The 18,439-nt window shown below is 64.1% G+C and carries 15 protein-coding genes, 1 tRNA gene and 1 pseudogene; 5 read left to right on the top strand and 12 right to left on the bottom strand.

The window, feature by feature from the left end; translation table 11 throughout:
- Positions 1–133: 133 nt before the first annotated feature.
- Positions 134–814, top strand: a complete 681-nt coding sequence (locus tag ACWPM1_RS03190; RefSeq protein WP_455693392.1) for a queuosine precursor transporter — start codon at positions 134–136, stop codon at positions 812–814.
- On the opposite strand, the gene ACWPM1_RS03185 is transcribed toward ACWPM1_RS03190, so the two are convergent.
- The 6 genes from ACWPM1_RS03185 to ACWPM1_RS03160 form a co-directional block, all read right to left on the bottom strand.
- Entirely contained in the window at positions 811–1,377 is a 567-nt protein-coding gene (locus ACWPM1_RS03185; RefSeq protein WP_455693391.1) for an NADPH-dependent FMN reductase, read from the bottom strand. The genes ACWPM1_RS03190 and ACWPM1_RS03185 overlap by 4 nt on opposite strands.
- A 91-nt stretch (positions 1,378–1,468) precedes the next feature.
- Positions 1,469–3,490, bottom strand: a complete 2,022-nt coding sequence (locus ACWPM1_RS03180; RefSeq protein ID WP_455693390.1) for a response regulator — start codon at positions 3,488–3,490, stop codon at positions 1,469–1,471.
- The gene (locus tag ACWPM1_RS03175) at positions 3,487–8,754 is read right to left on the bottom strand and encodes a HAMP domain-containing protein (RefSeq protein WP_455693389.1); all 5,268 of its coding nucleotides are present in this window, start codon (positions 8,752–8,754) and stop codon (positions 3,487–3,489) included. The genes ACWPM1_RS03180 and ACWPM1_RS03175 overlap by 4 nt, the downstream gene beginning before the upstream one ends.
- Positions 8,755–9,005: 251 nt before the next feature.
- Positions 9,006–9,722: an SDR family oxidoreductase gene (locus tag ACWPM1_RS03170; RefSeq protein ID WP_455693388.1), complete on the bottom strand. Its 717-nt coding sequence runs from the start codon at positions 9,720–9,722 to the stop codon at positions 9,006–9,008.
- Between the two features lie 9 nt (positions 9,723–9,731).
- The gene (locus ACWPM1_RS03165) at positions 9,732–9,938 is read right to left on the bottom strand and encodes a hypothetical protein (RefSeq protein ID WP_455693387.1); all 207 of its coding nucleotides are present in this window, start codon (positions 9,936–9,938) and stop codon (positions 9,732–9,734) included.
- A 573-nt stretch (positions 9,939–10,511) separates the two neighbouring features.
- The gene (locus tag ACWPM1_RS03160; protein ID WP_455693386.1) at positions 10,512–11,645 is read right to left on the bottom strand and encodes an acyl-CoA dehydrogenase family protein; all 1,134 of its coding nucleotides are present in this window, start codon (positions 11,643–11,645) and stop codon (positions 10,512–10,514) included.
- 255 nt (positions 11,646–11,900) lie between these two features.
- Between ACWPM1_RS03160 and ACWPM1_RS03155 the strand changes: the two genes are divergently transcribed.
- Positions 11,901–12,599 carry a winged helix-turn-helix transcriptional regulator gene (locus tag ACWPM1_RS03155; RefSeq protein ID WP_455693385.1) on the top strand — a complete coding sequence of 233 codons (699 nt, stop codon included), beginning with the start codon at positions 11,901–11,903 and terminating at the stop codon, positions 12,597–12,599.
- A gap of 27 nt (positions 12,600–12,626) precedes the next feature.
- On the opposite strand, the gene ACWPM1_RS03150 is transcribed toward ACWPM1_RS03155, so the two are convergent.
- The 5 genes from ACWPM1_RS03150 to ACWPM1_RS03130 form a co-directional block, all read right to left on the bottom strand.
- Positions 12,627–12,702, bottom strand: a tRNA-Lys gene (locus tag ACWPM1_RS03150).
- A 14-nt stretch (positions 12,703–12,716) separates the two neighbouring features.
- The gene (gene folK, locus ACWPM1_RS03145; protein WP_455693384.1) at positions 12,717–13,139 is read right to left on the bottom strand and encodes a 2-amino-4-hydroxy-6-hydroxymethyldihydropteridine diphosphokinase; all 423 of its coding nucleotides are present in this window, start codon (positions 13,137–13,139) and stop codon (positions 12,717–12,719) included.
- A gap of 65 nt (positions 13,140–13,204) precedes the next feature.
- Positions 13,205–14,056, bottom strand: coding sequence for an N-carbamoylputrescine amidase (gene aguB, locus ACWPM1_RS03140; protein WP_455693383.1), 852 nt, complete (start codon positions 14,054–14,056; stop codon positions 13,205–13,207).
- Between the two features lie 10 nt (positions 14,057–14,066).
- Positions 14,067–14,831: an SIMPL domain-containing protein gene (locus ACWPM1_RS03135; RefSeq protein WP_455693382.1), complete on the bottom strand. Its 765-nt coding sequence runs from the start codon at positions 14,829–14,831 to the stop codon at positions 14,067–14,069.
- A gap of 62 nt (positions 14,832–14,893) precedes the next feature.
- Positions 14,894–15,736, bottom strand: coding sequence for a class I SAM-dependent methyltransferase (locus tag ACWPM1_RS03130; protein ID WP_455693381.1), 843 nt, complete (start codon positions 15,734–15,736; stop codon positions 14,894–14,896).
- A 108-nt stretch (positions 15,737–15,844) separates the two neighbouring features.
- Here ACWPM1_RS03130 and msrA point away from each other — a divergent pair, with 108 nt between their 5' ends.
- The gene (msrA, locus tag ACWPM1_RS03125) at positions 15,845–16,375 is read left to right on the top strand and encodes a peptide-methionine (S)-S-oxide reductase MsrA (RefSeq protein ID WP_455693380.1); all 531 of its coding nucleotides are present in this window, start codon (positions 15,845–15,847) and stop codon (positions 16,373–16,375) included.
- Between the two features lie 125 nt (positions 16,376–16,500).
- Here msrA and ACWPM1_RS03120 read toward each other — a convergent pair whose 3' ends face one another.
- Positions 16,501–17,370 (bottom strand): OmpA family protein, encoded by an 870-nt coding sequence (locus ACWPM1_RS03120; RefSeq protein ID WP_455695116.1) that lies wholly within the window; start codon positions 17,368–17,370, stop codon positions 16,501–16,503.
- 385 nt (positions 17,371–17,755) lie between these two features.
- Here ACWPM1_RS03120 and ACWPM1_RS03115 point away from each other — a divergent pair.
- A pseudogene (locus ACWPM1_RS03115) lies at positions 17,756–17,839 on the top strand (peptide-methionine (S)-S-oxide reductase MsrA); the annotation flags it as partial.
- A 157-nt stretch (positions 17,840–17,996) separates the two neighbouring features.
- Complete coding sequence (locus tag ACWPM1_RS03110; protein WP_455693379.1) at positions 17,997–18,359, top strand: SgcJ/EcaC family oxidoreductase; 363 nt, start codon at positions 17,997–17,999, stop codon at positions 18,357–18,359.
- The last annotated feature ends 80 nt before the right edge of the window (positions 18,360–18,439 follow it).

Raw genomic sequence — 18,439 nt, 5'->3', positions numbered from 1 at the left:
GTTCCCCCGTTAGCTCGAAGTGGTTGTGTAGGAAACTTGTTTCGCGGAAAGGGCCAGCCTGCCCAAGCGGGTCTCCACAGCCGTCCCGCGCTGCGCCTTCCCTTTTTTCAAGGCCGATGCCAAACCGCCGCCGATGAACGAAACTTCCCCCGCCGCGGCCCAACTGCGGGTTCCGCGCGCCCTATTCGTCTATCTTCTGCTATACGGCGGCATGACGGTCGTCGCCGGCGTGATGGCCTACAAACAGGTCGCGCTCTGGCCCACCTCGCTCGCGGTGGAATCGGGCATCTTCGCGTTTCTGATGCTGGTGGTGATTTCGAGCACGGTGTCGCAGCTTTACGGCGACTCCCTCGCCAGGCGGCTCGTGTGGTGGGGTTTCCTTCCGCTCCTGATCTCTTCGCTGCTGATGCAACTGGTGCTCAACCTCCCGGCATCGGCCGAGATGGTCGAGTTCCGCGCCGACGACCTTGCCGCGTTCGAGCGCGTCCACTCGCAGCTCTGGCGGGTCTGGCTGGCGGGGCCGGCCGCGTACATCGTCTCATTGCTGCTCAACGTATGGATATTCTCCCGCCTGCGGGGGGCCGGCGGCGATGGAACGCTGGGGTTGATGGTGCGCGGCGCAATCGCCTCCGCCCTCAGCCAGGCGATCGACTCGGTCATCTTCATCACCCTGGCGTTCTACGGTGAATTCGACATCCGGAATCTGCTGATCGGGCAAGTGTTGGCCAAGGTCGCCCTTTCTGTCGTGCTCGTGCCGCCGCTGATTGCGCTTGGCGTGAGCATCGCGCGCCGGCTCGACGCGAAGCCGCTCTAGGGCGACGCCGAAAGCGCCTGCGCGCCCCGGTAGGTTTGCTCTCCAACAAGTTCGATCTGCGCGCGAGCCTTTACGTCGAGGCATTTGCCATCGGACGAAAACATGCCGTCATGAACACGCAGCGTCGCCGCCATCGGGGTCGGCCAGCCGCGCAGTGCATGGACGATGCTGCGTAGCGTATGGATAGTGCTCATGGTGGCCTGGTCGCCGTAAGCGGTGGCTATAAGGCCTACGGCCCGCCCCTCCAGGTATGGACGCTCGTCGCGGGCGAGGTCTTCAAGGTAGTCGAGCGCGTTCTTCACAAGCCCCGAGATCGTCCCGTGATACCCGGGAGCGGACACGATCAGGCCATCGGCTCGGCGCACTGCCTCAACCAGCTCCGTGCCATCTTCGACACCGTAGCCCTCGCCGCGATAGTGCGGCAGAGCGCGCAGGTAATCGCCGCCGAACACCGTGACCTCTGCGCCGGCCGCTTCTGCGGCGGCGATGGCGAGGCGAAGGCCATGCTCGGTCGAACTTCCGGGGTGTACGGTTCCGCCGATGCCAACGATGCGAGTAGTCATGCGGCGTCCTTCTGCCCCACGAAGCCCGTGGGCGCTACCGCTTCCTGCCGGCTGAAACCGCCGCGCTCAGGAAGAGCAGTCCGGGTACTGCTCAGGCGCTCAGCAATTCCTGCAGAACCTTTTCGGTCAGAGGCTTGGTCAGCACTTCGATCTCCTTCGGCAACTGGGCGACGAGATCGGGACTGAGATTACCGGTCATAAGGACGATCGGCGTTTCCATTCGTTCGGCGTCCATTGCCTTGACGAGCTCAATCCCATTCATGCGGGGCATGGTGATGTCGGACAAAACCAGCCGGATTTGCGCGCCCTCGCCGCGCAATATCTCGAGGGCCTGCTCACCGTCAGCCGCCGATGACACCGCGAAACCGAGATCCTCGAGCACATCCGCCAGGATGGTGCGCACGATATCGTCGTCATCCACCAGGAGCACGCGGTCGCTGGACGGCGTCTTGGCTTCCGGGCTCCCCCGCCCCGTGCCGCTGCTTGCCTGATCGCCTGCTTTGTCATCGGCCGGGCCGCATGCCTTTGCGGTCGGCAGAATTATGTCGACGCAAGTGCCGCCGCCCTGTGGCTTGCGGAATGCGAGCTTGCCGCCGGACTGTTCCACGAAGCCGGCCACCATGGAGAGGCCGAGGCCCGTGCCCTTGCCGGCAGGCTTGGTGGTGAAGAATGGCTCGGTCACTTTCTCGACGATCTCGTCGGGAATTCCGGTGCCGTGATCGCGCACCGCGATACGCAAGCTGTCGGATTCCGCCCCGCCCTCCTCCGGGTAAGTGACATCGACCTCGACCAGGCCCCCCTCGGGCATGGCGTCGCGCGCGTTGATGATCAGGTTGAGCACCGCCAGCGTCAACAGCGCGGGATCCGCGAAAAACTCGCAGTTGCCGCAGTCGGAGCGCCACTCGATGCGGTGGGATTTACCCAGCGCGTGCTCGGCCAGAGGCAGCACGGAGTGGCGAAGACCTTCCGGGTCGACTGCCACCGGCAGGAGAGGCTGTTTGCGCGCGAACGACAGCAGGCTCTTGACCAGTGCCACGCCCTGGTTGGCCGCTTGCCGCATCTGGGCGACGATCTGCTCGGCCTGCTCGTTCATCTGAACGCGTCGTCCGAGCAACTCGAGGCCCCCGAGAATGGCGGCGAGCAGGTTATTGAAGTCGTGCGCCACACCCCCGGTCAACTGGCCAAGGGCATCGATCTTCTGGGCCTGGAGCAGTTGACTCTCGAGTACGCTCTGAGCGGTCACGTCGGTGATGGAGCCGACCCACGTGCGTTCGTCGATCCGCACCGCTTGCTCGAGGAAGTAGCGTGTCGTGGCGGAATCCGCGGCCCAGCGATAGCGGACCGAAGTCCGGCTGCCGTCTCCGGTGCTCGCCGAGTAGGCCCGCTCGATCTCGGCCCTATCGTCGGCGGGGATATGATCTTCCCAATGCGGATCGTCGATCTTGACCTGCCCCAGGTCCCCCTCGATCTGGGCGGCGTTTTCGTCGCCAACGACCTTGCGCCGCAATCCTTCTTCCTGGGAGAAGGAGGCTTCGAACAGGACCACCGGCAAGGATTTGAGGATGGCCGCCTGCCGCAGACGCGCTGCTTGCAGTTCGCGGTCGATCTCCAGCCGCTGCTGCTCGGCCCTCAGTTTGGCCTCGTTGGCCTGCTGCTCGGCGCGATTGCGTTCCTCTACTTCCTGGCGAAGCTCGTAGAGATCGACGAAGACCGCGGTCTTGGAACGCAGGATCAGGGGATCGACCGGTTTGAACACGTAGTCCACCGCGCCCATCTCGTAGCCGCGCATCAGGTGTTCGGTTTCCTTGTTGACCGCCGAGAGGAAAATGATCGGTATGCGGGCGGTCTGCTCACGCTGACGGATGACGCCGGCGGTCTCGTACCCGTCCATGTCGGGCATGAAGACATCGAGCAAGATAACCGCGAAGTCGTCGTGCAGCAGCGCGCGCAGGGCGTCCCGGCCCGATGAGACGGTCACCACCTCCGCCAGGGGGGCCAGCACTTCGGTGAGCGCGAGCAGGTTGCGCTGATCGTCATCGACGATCAGGATCTTCGCTGAACTGGGCCGCTCGACTTCGGGCACCGTCGTTAGCTTCTTGAGGGGAACTGTCATGCGGCCCAGTCGGCTGCGGCCTCGACGGGATCGGAAGCGCGCGCACGGCCGATCCAGACACGCGTCAATGCGAGCAGCAGATCGATGTCGACCGGCTTGGAGATGTAATCGGAGGCCCCTGCGTCGAGGCACTTCTGCCGGTCGCCTTTCATCGCCTTGGCCGTGACGGCGATCAAAGGCACGTGCGCTATCTCGGGATTGGCCCGAATTCGCCGCATCGTCTCATACCCATCCATCTCGGGCATCATGATGTCGACGAGGGCGATGTCGATGTCGCGCGAGCGCTCGAGGATTGCAATGCCGTCGGCCCCCCGCTCGGCATGCACGATTTCGGCCCCTTGTGCCTCGAGAACACTTGCCAGCGAGTAGATGTTGCGAATGTCGTCGTCGACGATGAGGATCTTGACGCCGGGCAGTTCGAGAACGGGTTCCTTCTTCGCCGCTGACTTTGGCTTGCGCGGCGCGCTCTTCGCCTTGCGCCTGACCGGTTTGGCTTCCCGCGCGATCCGCGCGAAAAGTTCGGACAGTTCCTTCTGCTCTGCAGGCTTTTCGATGACCTGGGCCGCGCCCAGGGTAAGCGCGTGCGGTGCCTGCTCGGCGCCTGAAATCACGATCACGGGGATGTCGCGCGTCTCCGGCTCGTGCCGGAGCAGGTCGAGCAGCACGAACCCGTCAATATCGCTGAGCCCTAGGTCGAGGGTTATCGCGGTCGGACGCATCTTGCGGACCATCGCGGTGGTGCCGGACCCGGCCGAAGAGATGACGCCTTTCAGACCCTGCTCGTGCGCAAGCTCGAGAAGGATCGACGCATAAGTCGGATCGTCCTCCACGATGAGCACGAACGGCTCTTCCCCGAGTTCGTCCCGATCATCCGTCTGAGCCATCGGGCCGAGCGGAACGGCACCGGGTTCGGGAACGGGCGGCGCGGCCAGCGCCGGGCTGATGCCGGGCGACTGCAGGGGTACATAGAGCGTGAAGGTGGAGCCCTTGCCGACCTCCGAGTGAACGCGGATCTCGCCGCCCAGCAGACGCGCGATCTCGCGGCTGATGGATAAGCCGAGGCCGGTGCCACCATACTTGCGGCTGGTCGTGCCGTCGGCTTGCTGGAAGGCTTCGAAAATCAGCCGCTGCTTGTCTTCCGGGATGCCGATGCCGGTGTCGGTGACCGCGATCTCGATCGCTTCTTCCGCATCGCGCAGGATCGGGTGGTTGGCAGTCCAGCCGCTTTGAACGTTTCTCACCGCCAGTCGGACGCTGCCGTGAGAGGTGAATTTGAAAGCGTTCGACAAAAGGTTGAGCACCACCTGCTGAAGGCGCTTCTCGTCGGTCCGGATCGCGGCCGGCAAGGTCGGTGCGAAGTCGACCTCGAACGCAAGACGCTTCTCCGAGGCGAGCTGGCGGAAAGTCCTTTCCATGTGCTGCTTGAGGCTGGTCATCGGCATGTCGCCGAGCTCGATCGAGACGGTGCCGGACTCGATCTTCGACAGGTCAAGGATGTCGTTGATGAGGTTGAGCAGGTCCGTCCCAGCCGCGTGGATCGTGCGCGCGAACTCGGTCTGCTTTGTATTGAGGTTGCCCTGCTGGTTGTCGGCCAGGAGCTTCGACAGAATGAGCAGCGAGTTGAGCGGCGTGCGCAGTTCGTGGCTCATATTGGCAAGGAACTCGGACTTGTACTTCGAGGTGAGCGCCAGCTGCTCGGCCTTCTCCTCGACCGCGCGGCGGGCCATTTCGATTTCGAAGTTCTTCGCTTCGACCTGCTTCTTCTCGTTCTCGAGAAGCTGGGCCTTTTCCTGCAACTCCTCGTTGGTGTTGTGGAGTTCTTCCTGCTTGGTGGTCAGCTCGGTCTGGCGAGCCTGCAGTTCCTGCGTGAGGAGCTGCGATTCCTTCAGCAATTCCTCGGTGCGCATAGTGGCGGCGATTGTGTTGAGCACGATGCCGACAGTTTCCATCAGCTGGTTGAGGAAGCTGTGATGTGTTTCGTTGAACTGCTCGAACGAGGCCAGTTCGATCACTGCCTTCACTTCGTCCTCGAACAGCGCAGGGAGTATGTTGATGTTGGCCGGCGTGGCACTGCCGAGACCCGAACCGATGCGAATGTAGTCACCCGGCACCCCGGTCAGGCGCATTGGGCGCTTGTCGGCGGCGGCTTGGCCGATGAGGCCTTCGCGCAATTCAAAGCGGTCCTTCACTTCGGCTCGCTTGTCGGCGCCGTAGCTTGCAACGAGGTCGAGAACCGGCCCCTTGTCGTTCTCGTTGGCGACGTAAAACACGCCGTATTGCGCGTTCACCAGCGGCGCGAGCTCGCTCATGATGAGGTTCGAGATCGTCGTCAGGTCGCGTTCGCCCTGCAGCATGCGGCTGAACCGGGCGAGGTTGGTCTTGAGCCAGTCCTGCTCGGCGTTCTTGAGCGTCTGATCCTTCAGGTTGAGGATCATCTCGTTGATGTTGTCCTTGAGCGCAGCCATTTCGCCCGACGCTTCCACCGCGATCGAGCGGGTGAGGTCGCCCTTGGTCACCGCGGTCGCCACTTCGGCGATGGAGCGCACTTGGTTGGTGAGGTTGGTGGCCATGGCGTTGACGTTGTCGGTGAGGTCGCGCCACAGGCCGGCGGCGCCCGGCACGCGCGCCTGACCGCCGAGGCGGCCTTCCACACCGACTTCGCGCGCCACGTTGGTCACCTGGTCGCCGAACGCGGATAGCGTCTCGATCATCTCGTTGATCGTCTCGGCGAGCGAGGCGATCTCGCCCTTGGCGTCGAAGGTCAGTTTGCGCTTCAAGTTGCCCTGGGCCACCGCCGTCACGACGCCCGCGATGCCGCGGACCTGGTTGGTGAGGTTGGTCGCCATCAGGTTGACGTTGTCCGTGAGGTCCTTCCAGGTTCCGCCGACGCCCGGCACTTGCGCCTGGCCGCCCAGCTTGCCTTCGGTGCCGACCTCGCGCGCCACGCGCGTCACCTCGCTGGCGAAGCCGTTGAGCTGATCGACCATGACGTTGATGGTGTTCTTGAGCTCGAGAATCTCACCCTTCACGTCCACCGTGATCTTCTTGGAGAGGTCACCGCGCGCCACAGCCGTGGTCACTTCGGCGATGTTGCGGACCTGGCCGGTGAGGTTTTCCGCCATCAGGTTGACGTTGTCGGTCAAGTCCGCCCAGGTGCCCGCGACACCGCGCACTTGCGCCTGGCCGCCTAGCTTGCCTTCGGTGCCGACTTCGCGCGCCACGCGAGTCACTTCGGATGCGAACGAGTTGAGCTGGTCCACCATCGTGTTGATGGTGTTCTTCAGCTCGAGGATCTCGCCCTTCACGTCGACGGTGATCTTCTTGGAAAGGTCGCCCAGCGCCACGGCCGTTGTCACCTCGGCGATATTACGTACCTGGCCCGTGAGGTTCGCCGCCATCGCGTTGACGTTGTCGGTCAGGTCCTTCCACGTGCCGCCGACGCCTTCGACCTGCGCCTGGCCGCCGAGACGGCCTTCGGTACCCACTTCGCGCGCCACGCGAGTCACTTCGGAAGCGAACGAGTTGAGCTGATCCACCATGACGTTGATGGTGTTCTTGAGCTCGAGAATCTCGCCCTTCACGTCCACGGTAATTTTCTTGGAAAGATCGCCGCGGGCCACCGCCGTCGTCACTTCGGCGATGTTGCGCACCTGGCCGGTGAGGTTGCCGGCCATGGCGTTCACGTTCTCGGTGAGATCCTTCCACGTCCCGCCGACGCCTTCCACCTGGGCCTGGCCGCCGAGCTTTCCTTCGGTACCCACTTCGCGCGCCACGCGCGTCACTTCCGAAGCGAACGAGTTGAGCTGGTCCACCATGACGTTGATGGTGTTCTTGAGTTCGAGGATTTCGCCCCGCACTTCCACCGTGATCTTCTTCGAAAGGTCTCCGCGGGCCACGGCCGTCGTCACCTCGGCGATGTTACGCACCTGGCCCGTCAGGTTCGCCGCCATTGAGTTCACGTTTTCCGTAAGGTCGGCCCAGGTGCCGGCCACGCCGGGCACTTGCGCCTGGCCGCCCAGCTTGCCCTCGGTGCCGACTTCGCGCGCCACGCGGCTGACCTCCGAGGCGAACGAGTTCAGCTGGTCCACCATGGTGTTGATGGTGTTCTTGAGCTCGAGGATCTCACCCTTCACGTCCACCGTGATCTTCTTGGACAGGTCGCCGAGCGCCACTGCCGTCGTCACCTCGGCGATATTGCGCACCTGGCCGGTGAGGTTCGCCGCCATGAAGTTCACGTTGTCGGTGAGGTCCTTCCACGTGCCGCCGACGCCCGGCACCTGCGCCTGGCCGCCGAGCTTGCCCTCGGTGCCAACTTCGCGCGCCACGCGCGTCACTTCGCTGGCGAAGCCGTTGAGCTGATCGACCATCGTGTTGATGGTGTTCTTGAGCTCGAGTATCTCGCCCTTCACGTCCACCGTGATCTTCTTGGAGAGATCGCCCGAGGCGACCGCGGTGGTCACCTCGGCGATGTTGCGCACCTGGCCCGTCAGGTTCGCCGCCATCGAGTTCACGTTCTCGGTCAGGTCTGCCCAGGTACCCGCGACGCCCGGCACTTGCGCCTGGCCGCCGAGCTTGCCCTCGGTACCCACTTCGCGCGCCACGCGCGTCACCTCGCTGGCAAAGCCGTTAAGCTGGTCCACCATCGTGTTGATGGTGTTCTTCAGCTCGAGGATCTCACCCTTAACGTCGACCGTGATCTTCTTGGAAAGATCGCCGAGCGCCACCGCAGTCGTCACATCGGCGATATTGCGAACCTGCCCGGTCAGGTTCGCGGCCATAAGGTTCACGTTGTCGGTGAGGTCCTTCCACGTTCCGGCGACGCCCTTCACCCGGGCTTGGCCGCCGAGCTTGCCTTCGGTGCCCACTTCGCGCGCCACGCGGGTCACCTCGGCGGCGAAGCTGCCGAGTTGCTCCACCATCGTGTTCACGACCTTGCCGATGCGCAGGAACTCGCCCTTCAGCGGGCGCCCGTCGCTCTCGACGGTCATCGATTGCGACAGGTCGCCCTGCGCGACCGCGCCGAGCACGCGCGACACTTCGGTAATCGGCTGGGCCATGTCGTCCACCAGCTCGTTCACCGCGCGCAGCTTGCTTTCCCAGCCGCCGGTCGCCCCGCGCACTTTCGCGCGCTGGCCGATCTTGCCCTCCTTGCCGACGACCCTCGCGAGCCGGTCGAATTCTTCGGTTATTTGCTGGTTGAGCTCGACGACCTCGTTGAACAGCATCGCCACTTCGATGTCGGCGTCTGAGCCGGCCTCGCTCATGCGGATCGAAAAGTCGCCCTGCCGGAGTTTGCGCAATGCCAGAACGAGTTCGCGGCGGTTTGCTGAGGCTTCGCCCAAATCGGCGTGAATGTTCACGGTGACCCCTCCACGGCAAGCGCGAACGCGCGCCTCCCCGGAGCAGGAAACGGAGTGCCCCGGCAGCAGGTTCCCGCACTGATGGGGAAATTTAGACGCCCCTTGTGAAAGCGGCGCGTTGGCTCGCTCCTATCCCAGGTTCTCCGCAGTTCTCGCTAGTAAATTTTCTGCACCATCGGTTCGATTCGCAAGGTCACCACGTCCACGCTCGGCGCCCTGGTGGCGGCGAACATCACGGCTTCCGCGACCTCGCCCGGCGGCAGCATCTCGTGGCTATCGGCAAACTCCTGCAATTTCTCCTCGGAGAAAGGCTGGAGGCTGGTGGCAATAGCACCCGGCTCCAGCAGCGTGACCCGGATCTTTTCGCCGATCATTTCCTTTCGCAGCGTCTCGGCGAACAACGCGACCCCGCCCTTCGAGGCGTTGTAGACGCTCTCGCCGACCGCCTTGATATGGACGCTGATCGAGCCGACGAAGATCAGATGACCTTCCGCGCTGCCGCTGGCCCGGATGCGTTCGATCGCCCTCTTCGCGCAGCCCACGTAGCTTACGAGGTTGGCATCGATCACTCGCCGCCAACCGGCCTCGGAGATCTCGGTAAGCGAGTCGGCCGGAAGGCCCGCGCATGCCACGAGTATATCGAGCCCGCCCAGTTGCTCGTCGACGAAGCGGAAGACGCGGTCGATTTCCTCCTCGCGTGCGAGATCGCCCGAGAAGGTGATCGACCCCTCGGCGTGACGGTTGGCCCCGGGGATGTCGGCCGAAACCACGCGTGCGCCGGCGGCGAGCATCCGGCTCGCGGTTTCCCTGCCGACCCCTCCCGCGCCGCCCGTGATGAGCACGCGCTTACCGGCCAACCGATCAGCCGACATAAGGCGGGCTCAGCGGGTCGGGGTAGCGCGGCGGCGCTCGTTATAGCGCTTCAGGGCATACCCGCCGACCGCGGCGGCCAGGATTCCGGGCAGCCCGAAGCGGCGGGCCAGCGCGACCGATGCGACGCCCATCAGCGCCCCACCCGGCTCGTTGACTCCACGGCTATGCTTCGCCGCTTTCGCCCCGATCACACCGCCGATGATTTTTCCCAGCATGGTAAACTCCTTTGCTTTCAAAAGCGGGAGATCGGATTTTGGTTCCGGCTGACACGGTCCCTGGCGCCGTTACGGCACCCAATGGAGGTTCGCCCCGGCGGGTACGTAATCCGAGCCGGCGTAGAGCCGGACAGCGCGAATGTGCTCGGCCAGTGCTTGGTCGGCGAATTGCCGGTCGGCAAAGGGCCCGGTTGGAACTGCGGATTCTCGCGTCGACTCCAAACATTCAAAGTTCTCGCCATCTGCTTCCGGGAAGCGAACAGGGGTCATCTCCATCAATCGACCCCTCGCTCACCAGACCGTTCGCAAGGACAAGGCCAGGTCGGCATCCTGGTCAGGCGAACACCCGCTCGGCCAAGTGGCGGATCCGGGCAGAATAAAGGTCACGGCCGTGAGGCAAATGGCCGCCGTTCCTGCCAAAAGGCAGGCCAGTGCTTTGCTCGTCATGATGTCGGTCTCAAGAGTATGCGCGAGAAGCCAGCCGGCTGACCGCGAGCTTTGCTCCCGGTCAGCCGCTTGAGCGCGCTGTCATTGCCCGGCTAGGGCCGATACCCGGCGGGGTTCCGCGTGCGGTTACGCCGAAATGGGCCAACCGAGCGCGACTTCACCAGCCATTACGAGTTGGGGCTTGTCTTGCAGCGGATGGAAGCGAGCCGCTTGGATATCGCGGAACATGCGTTCCAGGGCGCCGCGGCGATAGAAAGCCGATCCGCCTGCGAGTTCGAGTGCTTTGCTCACCGCCGATATGGCGTGACGACCCGTTATCTGCCGGCATTGCATGGCGGCGCTCGTCGTTTCAGGCCCGGGCTTCCATTCCTCGGCGATCGACAGCGCATGCTCGTGCGAGAGCCGCGCGATCATCAGGTCGTTCTCCAGCTCCCCCGCGAGCAGCGCGGTCAACGGGTTGGGGGCGCGCTTCCCCGCTGCCCCCACGGCTATGTCGCGCGCACCTTCGGCCACACCCAGGTAAGCCGAGTAGATGAGCGCAAAGGCCATCTTGCAGATCACGTGGAACAGCATGTGCCACTCGCCCGCTGGGCGGCGACCGGCGATGCCGGCATCCGACACGAAGACATCGTCGAGCACTATGTCGTTCGAACCCGTCCCCCGCATGCCCATGACCTGCCAGGTCGGCTCGATGGTGACCCCTTCGGCCGACATCGGCACCGCGAAGTGGAGAACCGTCGGGCCAGCCTCCGGGTCCTCGTACAGCACACTGGTGTTGACGAGATCGCCCATCACCGAACCGCTCGCGAAGGGTTTGCGGGCGGTCACCCGGAATCCGCCTTCGACCTTCACGGCCGACCCGCCACTCGATAGCCAGTCGTTGCCGCCCGTTGAGACCAGCACCAGGCCTTCCGATGCGACTCTTTTGAGCATTGCTTCTGTCGGCGCCCCTTGGTGCTCGCGCCGCCACGCCGCGACCGCCACGAGATGGCTGTGCATCGAGAACGCCAGCGCCGTCGACCCGCACGAACGGCCAATGATGCGAATGCATTCGGCGATCGTGCTCAACGATGCCCCGCCTCCGCCCAACTCGGCCGGGACTAGGGCACTGAACAGGCCGGCAGCCTTCAGTCGCGCATAACCTTCGGCGACAAAGCTGTCCTCGGCGTCGTGCCGTGCGGCACATTCGGCCACGGCCTCGGCGACGTCTTCGGCGCGCGCTTGCCAGTTTATGGGTGCAAGATTGACTACTGATTGCATGACATGTTCCATCCATTCGACAAACCGGACCGGCCAAGGCATTTCGGTTTGCGATAGCAAATGGGGCGATATCGGTTCCCTTGGTCATGCTATCACAGTTCTCGTCGTGGCTTGACCGACCATTTCGATGGCTGGTTTGTGAGCCAGTTCGCGCCGCCCCTCCAGTTCAGCCTCTGAAGCAATGGACTACATAATCTGAAGTGGATGTCCTCCTCAAACCGGGGTAGACAGGTAGGCCAGGAAAGGGAGTGAGCCATGCAGTATGGACAGTTCTGTCCCGTCGCAAAGGCGACCGAGATCCTCGGCGAGCGATGGACGTTCCTGATCGTTCGCGAGCTGCTCATGGGCGCACGCCGCTTCAGCGAGCTGCAGCGGGGCTTGGGCGATATCTCGCCGGCACTCCTGACCGCACGCCTGAGGCAATTCGAGGAAGCAGGGCTGATCACCCGGCGGCGCGTCAACGGGCACAAGGGGTTCGCCTACTTGCCAACGCCTGCTTGCGAAGCGCTCCTGCCGGTGTTGAAGGCGCTGGGTGACTGGGGGATGGAGTGGGTCAGGCACACGTTGACGGTCGACGACTTCGATCCCGAATTTCTGATGCTCTATCTTCAACGCAGCGTGGATTCGACGGCACTGCCTGGCGGCGAAGCCGTGATCCGTTTCAGGTTTCGCGGGGCCCCCACCGAAGACTGGTGGCTGGTCGTGTGTGGCGACAAGTCCGATGTCTGCCTGACCGACCCGGGGCGCGACATCGATGTTTACGTGACCACGACCCTGCTGACTATGCACGACGTCTGGATGGGCGATCGTTCGTACCAGGAGGCAATCCAGAGCGAAGACATGTACGTCGAAGGCGAGCCGCAGCTTACCCGCCGGATCTCCACTTGGCTGCGCCCCAGCCTATTCCACGATTCGCCCCGCGCCCCCCGGCCCGCACTTGCTCTGGCCGCGTAGGCGTTGACGATTCGCTCGGGCGCGGAGTGGTGAGCCCTGCTGGGTTCGAACCAGCGACCTACTGATTAAAAGTCAGTTGCTCTACCGACTGAGCTAAGGGCCCGACTGTGTGCGGCCCTAGGGCAGCGGTGTCGTGCGGGTCAAGCGGGCGTGAAGCTGGGCAAGCGTGAGGCCAGTGATCGGGTCGCGCCAGGCGGAGGCGATGGCGGCTGCGGGGCCCACGACGAAAGCGCGGCCGCGGAACTCGGGGTGCGGGATTACCAGCTGCTCGCCGGACCACGGTCCGCCGCTCCACGCGACGATGTCCAGGTCGAGCACCCGTGGGCGCCAACGCTGGCCCCGGCGTTCGCGGCCGAAGCGGCGCTCGACCTCCTGCAATTGCACGAGGCACGCCGGCGGAGCGAGGTCCGTGCCGACGATCGCCGCGGCGTTGGCATAGCGCCGCCTCGAGGGACCCAAGGGCGCGGTAGGCATTATCTGCGAGACGGCTTCGATTCCGAACGCGCGGGCTTCGATCTCGCTCAGCGCGGCGGCGAGCACGCGGGGCGGACTGCCGTACCGCGGGTGCCGCTGGTTCGAGCCCAGCGCGATCAGGTAGCGGTGCCTCAGATGTCCTCGCAGATGCGGCCGTAGAGCTGGGGTCGGCGGTCGCGGAAGAAGCCCATCCCGGCGCGGTGCTTGGCCGCGCGAGCGAGGTCGATCGTGGCGGTGAGCGCGCCGGTCTCGCTCGCGCCATACTCACACAGGAAATCGCCCCACTCGTCGGCGATGAAGCTGTGGCCGTAGAACTTTGCGCCGTCCTCGTCGCCGATGCGGTTGGCGGCGATCACCGGCATGCAGTTCGATACCGCATGGCCGAGCATCGCACGGCGCCACATGCGGCTGGTGTCGAGCTCGGCATCGTACGGCTCGCTGCCGATCGCGGTGGGGTAGAGCAGCAGTTCGGCGCCCATCAGCGCCATGACCCGCGCGCATTCGGGGTACCATTGGTCCCAGCAGATCCCGACACCGATGCGGGTGCCGGCGACACCCCACACCTTGAAACCGTCGTTGCCGGGGCGGAAATAGTACTTCTCCTCGTAACCGGGCCCGTCGGGGATGTGGCTCTTGCGGTAGGTGCCAAGGATCTCGCCGCCGGCGTCGATCATCGCCAGGGTGTTGTAATAGTGATGCCCCTCGCGCTCGAAGAAGCTGGTCGGGATTGCGACTTTCAGCTTCGCGGCGAGCGCCTGCATCGCCTTGACCGAGGGATGGTCGGCAACGGGCCGTGCGAGCGCAAACAGCGCCTCATCCTCGACCTGGCAAAAGTAACGTCCCGAGAAGAGCTCGGGCGGAAGCACGATCTGCGCGCCCTTTGCCGCCGCCTCCTCGACGAGCGTAGAAACCGCCGCGATGTTCTCCCCTTCGTCGTGCGATGAGAGGTCAAGCTGGAGCGCGGCGACGGTGACTTCTGCCATGGGCGGCGAGTTAGGAAGCGCGAAGGGCGAAGTCCACCTGAATGAAGACGTCCGAACTGGTGGTGCCGATCATCACCCGCGGCGGCCCCTGCTCGGGTGGCGGGGGAGGCGCTGACACTGGTGGCGGCGCTGTGTTGCGAACGGAGGCCTGCGCTTCGACGGCGGTGGCATCGGCAGCGCGGAAGTAGGTGTTGCCCTGCTGTCCGCCCGCGTCGCGAATGTAGAGCACGCGGCTGACTTCCATACCGGCTGCCTTGGCATAGGCCTCGGCGCGCTTGCGGGCGGCCTTGTAGGCATTGGCGTAGGCGATGTTGGCGGTCGCTTCGGGATCGGTCATCGAAAGGTTGGGCCCCGAGACGATGTTCGCGCCGGCTTCGGTCACGGCAGTCACCGCTTCGCTGGTCTTGTCGGCGTTGCGCAGCGTCACGTTGACGACATTGAACGCCTGGAACTGGCCGCGCCTATCGCCGTAATCGATCCGCTGGACTGTGACGGCGCGGGTCTGGATGTCCTTTTCAGCCACGCCAGCGGTCTTCAGCGCGGCGACGATCTCGGCGATCTTCTTCGCATTGGCGGCACTCGCCTCGCGGGCAGTGCGCGCCCAGGTCTCGATGCCCGCCTGGAACTCGGCCTTGTCGGGGCGCGATTCGGCGTGGCCCGAAGCGCTCACCGAGAGCAGCGTCTCGTCTCGGTCGATGCCGCGTGGGTCGGCGGCGCGATCGCCGCAAGCAGTCAATACGAGCGGCAGGGTCAGGATGGCCGAACGAAATGTCATGGATGCGACTCCTTCGATCGATGTGACATTGTTACATCGATCGAAGGAGTTGGCAATCCCGGTCAGGCGCGCTTGCGGAACAGCAGCGTCATCCGGTCGCTTTCGCCCAGGCCTTCGAGTTCCGGCTTCTTGGTGCTCCACGAAGGCTTCATCTCCCACACGCCGCCCGCATGGTTTGCGGGATCGTTAGGATTGGCGTTGTAGTCCGCGCTGCCGACAAATTCGAAGCCGTTCACTTCCATGAACTTGATCACGTCCGCCTCGCGCAAGTAGCCCTTGCTGCCGTCGGCGTATGAAAACGGTGCATCGGGCTTGGCGCGATGCTGTTCGATGCCGAGCATGCCGCCATCCTTGAGCAGCGAGCGCATGGCCTTGATCTCGCGATCGGCGATGTTCCAGCGCATCAGGTTGTGCATCATCCGCATCACCAGGATGCGATCGAAGGTGCCCTTCTCGGCTTCGGGGATCGCCTCGAGCGTCATGCCGGCAAAGCGCTCGGCGGGCAGGCCCGACCAGCCGGCGATGTCGGCCGGATACTTCGCCGCCCCGTCGCGGATGCCCTGCTGGTTTTCCGGCTTGAACGCCCCCGAGGTGGGATCGAAGTATAGCCCGACGAGCTTGCCCTTGGGTCCGAGGTAGAGCCCGAGCAAGCGCGAATACCACTCGCCGCCCGGAGCATACTCGCCGACCTTCATGTCGGGCGCGACCTGGAAGAAGGCGAGCGTTTCGGCGGGCTTGCGCCACTGGTCGCGCGCCCGGTCGGTATCGCGCTTGGGGTCGGCAACCGCGGCGGCCAGCGCGGAGTCGATCGCGACCGCGGGCAGCGCTGCTACCGGTGACTGGGCAGCAGCCGGAACGGCGGCGAGCGCGAGGAAAGGCAGCGCGAGAAGCGCAAGAGGTCGCATCGTGTATTCTCCCAATCGGTTGGTTCTATCCCGGCCTGTTTTATCCGCCCGCGCGGCGGTGACAAGCGCCCCGCGCGTGCCTATCTGCCCCGCCGAAGGAGATTTCCGATGAGCGAACAGGCGATCATTGCCGGCGGCTGCTTCTGGTGCACCGAGGCGGTATTCCGCGACGTGGTCGGCGTGAGCGAAGTTGAGAGTGGCTATATCGGCGGCACCGTTGCGAACCCCACCTACAAGGAGGTGTGCGGCGGCAACACCGGCCACGCCGAAGCGATCCGGGTGACTTACGATCCCGAGGTGCTGCCGCTCCCCGACCTCTACGACGTGTTTCTCGGCACGCACGATCCGACCCAGCTCAACCGCCAGGGGGGCGACGTCGGCACGCAATACCGCAGCGCGATCTTCGTCGCTGACGACGCCCAACGCGCCGAGGCCGAAGCCGCGATCGGACGCTGGAATGCCGAGCATGACGGGACTGCGGTCACCACCATCGAAGGCCCCGCCGACTGGTATCCGGCCGAGGACTACCACCAGGAATACTGGGAAGGCGAAGGCCAGCGAAACCCCTACTGCCTCGCCACCATCCCACCCAAGCTGATGAAGCTCAGGAAGAGCTTTCAGAACAAGGTCAAGGCTTAGACGCGACAGATCTTCTAGTACTCGAACCGCCTGCTCCCCGATTTGTCGTCCGAGGACGACTAAGTCGATTGTTTGCTTTGCAGTCGGATCGGGAGGATCGCCCGTGCGATCCCCCCTCCACTTTCCTAAAGCCCGTCGACACTCTTGCTGACGAGGATGTTGACCGCCACGCGGCGGTTCTGCGCCTTGCCCTCTGCCGTCGAGTTATCGGCCAGCGGGTCGGCTTCGGCCATCCCGGTGGGCGTCAACATGCGGTAGGGCTTCCAGCCGCAGCGTTGCTGCAGAAAATTCACCACGCGGCTCGCGCGCTTCTCGCTCAACGTCTGGTTGAAATCCTCGCTGCCGGTGGAATCGGTGTAGCCGATTACCAGCAGAAGAGCGTTGTCCATCGCCTCGGCCTGGGCAGCTGCCGCACACAGATCGGCCTTGCCCTGCTCGGATAGCTCCGACCGGCCAACCTCGAAGTTGACGTTGGTCGTGCCCTTCAGATTGTACTTGTCGATGTCCCCAAGGCGCCCGCGCAGTGCCTCCGTCGCTGCCGTCTGTTCGGCGAAGCCCTGCACCGTGCCGCCGCGGATCATCGAGGCGGTACGCAGGTCCTTGCTCTTGAGTTTGATTTGCGTGGCGACGAGGCCGCCTCCCCATTGCACGGTCTTGGCTGTCATGGGCAGGCCATTGAGCAGCGACTTGGCATCCAGTTCGTCCCGGTCGAGGCCGAGAAATCCGCCACTCCCCTTCACTTGGGTCGCCTGGCTGACGTGGACGACGGTGTTGCTCCCATCGTTGCCGGTGACCTGCAGTTTTTCGCCGCTGCGCGCGGTGATGATGCCCTCCACGTCCGGGCCGGCCGGCAGGCCGGTAAGGTCAGCTGGCACCTCACCGATCACGGTAGTCATATACTGGCTTTGGTTCGACGCCTGCTGGGCGGACAGGCCGCTCGGAGCGGCAAGCGCAAGCAATGCCAGAGCGCCCACGCCATTGGTCATTTTCATCATCGGGTTTTCCCGTCCTTGCATGACGGTCGGGCGTACGCGCTGCGGCCAATCGGCCTCACTCCCAGATGCGGCCCGCCCGGCCGTCGAAAAGCGCCCCATTCGTTCGAAAGCGCGGCGTGCATCAGCGGCGCCACGTTTCCGGCGTCCCGCTGTTGCCGCGAACCTTACTGCCAGATGAACGGGACGGTCCGACGCGGCCTGCGGAATGCCCATCCGAGCAGGGCCTGCGGCGAGCCGAAGTTGGGCAGACCGTTCGGGGTTAGTCCAACCGCCTCCATCGAGCGATAAGGAAAGCGTCAAGTCCCCCCACTCTCGGCCAGTTCGGCAGGAGTGGTTCAAAGAGTTCCGCCAGTCGTCGGCGTAAGGCCGGCAGGCAACACAGCGCCAGCGGAACCCCTACTGCCTTGCGACTATTCCGCCCAAGCTGGTGAAGCTGAGGAAGAGCTTTCAGACCAAGGTTAAGGCCTAAAGCATCGGCCGAGATGGGTCTCGGCGAGGGTCCGGATTGAGCGCTTGCGGACATTGGTGCGACAGGTAGAGTCGGCCGAGGAAAACAGCCGATGACCGACTTGCTGACACCAGCGCACGTGACTGCCCGATACGAAGCTTCTTGAAATGCTCATGACATGGGTTTGTTCGCGACGGTGTTTCACCCGGACGCGACCTTCGTGAATCGCTTTGGAACCTTCTGGGAAGGTGCCGATGCCATTGTAGCTGGCCACCGCGCCATCCACGAAACTGTCTACAGCGATTCTCGCCTCGTTATCGATCCGCCTGACGTGAAGATGATTTCCGAGGACCTAGCTATCGCCCACTTCTGGACTCGGCTGACTACTGGCAAAGCGCACCCGGCCGGTCCTCACGAGACAGACACACCTGTTCTGGCCGTTCTCACGCTGCGCGACCAGCAGTGGCGCATTCAAGCGGCGGAAAACGTCACATTGACTGACCCACGCTCCGGCAAGCCGATCTTGCGCAGCCTTAGCTAGCTTCTGACATCAATCCGGCGGTCACCGTCCGGTTGCAGCCAACTAGACATTTCCGCCAGACGAAAAGCATTCGCCTGGTC

It is taken from the genome of Tsuneonella sp. HG249, assembly GCF_053819205.1.
The sequence above is the reverse complement of the archived record's forward strand: the minus strand, read 5'-3'. Positions and strand labels throughout refer to the sequence as shown.

Bases quoted from the DNA above. Each gene is read 5' to 3' on its own strand.
- ACWPM1_RS03170 (WP_455693388.1), bottom strand. From the start codon at position 9,722: ATGTCGGCTGATCGGTTGGCCGGTAAGCGCGTGCTCATCACGGGCGGC.
- ACWPM1_RS03160 (WP_455693386.1), bottom strand. From the start codon at position 11,645: ATGCAATCAGTAGTCAATCTTGCACCCATAAACTGGCAAGCGCGCGCC.
- ACWPM1_RS03175 (WP_455693389.1), bottom strand. From the start codon at position 8,754: ATGAGCGAGGCCGGCTCAGACGCCGACATCGAAGTGGCGATGCTGTTC.
- ACWPM1_RS03155 (WP_455693385.1), top strand. From the start codon at position 11,901: ATGCAGTATGGACAGTTCTGTCCCGTCGCAAAGGCGACCGAGATCCTC.
- ACWPM1_RS03165 (WP_455693387.1), bottom strand. From the start codon at position 9,938: ATGCTGGGAAAAATCATCGGCGGTGTGATCGGGGCGAAAGCGGCGAAG.
- ACWPM1_RS03190 (WP_455693392.1), top strand. From the start codon at position 134: ATGAACGAAACTTCCCCCGCCGCGGCCCAACTGCGGGTTCCGCGCGCC.
- msrA (WP_455693380.1), top strand. From the start codon at position 15,845: ATGAGCGAACAGGCGATCATTGCCGGCGGCTGCTTCTGGTGCACCGAG.
- ACWPM1_RS03180 (WP_455693390.1), bottom strand. From the start codon at position 3,490: ATGACAGTTCCCCTCAAGAAGCTAACGACGGTGCCCGAAGTCGAGCGG.
- ACWPM1_RS03110 (WP_455693379.1), top strand. From the start codon at position 17,997: ATGGGTTTGTTCGCGACGGTGTTTCACCCGGACGCGACCTTCGTGAAT.
- aguB (WP_455693383.1), bottom strand. From the start codon at position 14,056: ATGGCAGAAGTCACCGTCGCCGCGCTCCAGCTTGACCTCTCATCGCAC.
- ACWPM1_RS03130 (WP_455693381.1), bottom strand. From the start codon at position 15,736: ATGCGACCTCTTGCGCTTCTCGCGCTGCCTTTCCTCGCGCTCGCCGCC.
- ACWPM1_RS03185 (WP_455693391.1), bottom strand. From the start codon at position 1,377: ATGACTACTCGCATCGTTGGCATCGGCGGAACCGTACACCCCGGAAGT.
- ACWPM1_RS03135 (WP_455693382.1), bottom strand. From the start codon at position 14,831: ATGACATTTCGTTCGGCCATCCTGACCCTGCCGCTCGTATTGACTGCT.
- ACWPM1_RS03120 (WP_455695116.1), bottom strand. From the start codon at position 17,370: ATGATGAAAATGACCAATGGCGTGGGCGCTCTGGCATTGCTTGCGCTT.